Raw genomic sequence first — 763 nt, 5'->3', positions numbered from 1 at the left:
TGTCATCGGACCGGGCTACATGGCCATGTATGTCAACATCAACAATGGGGCACGCGCTGACAATCCGCTCGGCAAGGACAAGCGCCTGCGTCAGGCCTTTTCCTACGCGATCGATCGCGAAGCGATCGGCCAGATTGTTTTTGAAGGCACCTCCAAGGCCGGCAATCAGGCATATCCGCCCACAAGCCCCTGGTTCAACCAGAACCTGCCGGTTCCGCCGCGTGATATCGACAAGGCCAAGCAGTTGATGAAGGAGGCGGGTTACGAGACGCTGGACGTCGAGCTTCAGCACGCCAACAACACAACGCAGACGCAGATGATGCAGGTCATCCAGTCCATGGTGGCGGAGGCCGGCTTCAACGTCACCCTGAAGGCCACGGAATTCGCGACGCTTCTTTCCGAACAGACCGCCGGCAATTATCAGCTCAGCCGCTCCGACTGGTCGGGACGTATCGATCCCGATGGCAACCTGCACCAGTTCGTCACCTGCAAGGGCGGCATCAACGATGTGAAATATTGCAATCCTGAAGTGGACAAGCTGCTGAACGAGGCCCGCGCTTCGACCGACGACGCAGTCCGCAAGGAAAAATACGACGCCGCAAGTGTCATCCTCAACGATGACATGCCGATCATCTATCTCGGCCACCAGCCTTATGCCTATGCCATCTCCAAAAAGGTCAAGGGCTGGGCGCCTTCGCCTGACGGCATGATCCGCCTTCTCGGCGTTTCCAAGGACTGATCCCTTCGCATAGGCCGCACGGGT

1 protein-coding gene is annotated in these 763 nt (G+C 58.3%); it reads left to right on the top strand.

What is annotated here, in order from left to right; genetic code table 11:
- The coding region (locus tag B2A78_RS25435) for an ABC transporter substrate-binding protein (protein ID WP_205780912.1) at nt 1–739 on the top strand (739 nt) is incomplete at its 5' end.
- Nucleotides 740–763 lie beyond the last annotated feature (24 nt).

This window comes from Methylocaldum sp. 14B (assembly GCF_002005105.1).
In the GTDB taxonomy this organism is placed as follows: domain Bacteria; phylum Pseudomonadota; class Gammaproteobacteria; order Methylococcales; family Methylococcaceae; genus Methylocaldum.
Note: the sequence above shows the minus strand (reverse complement) of the source record. Positions and strands in the feature narration are given on the sequence as shown.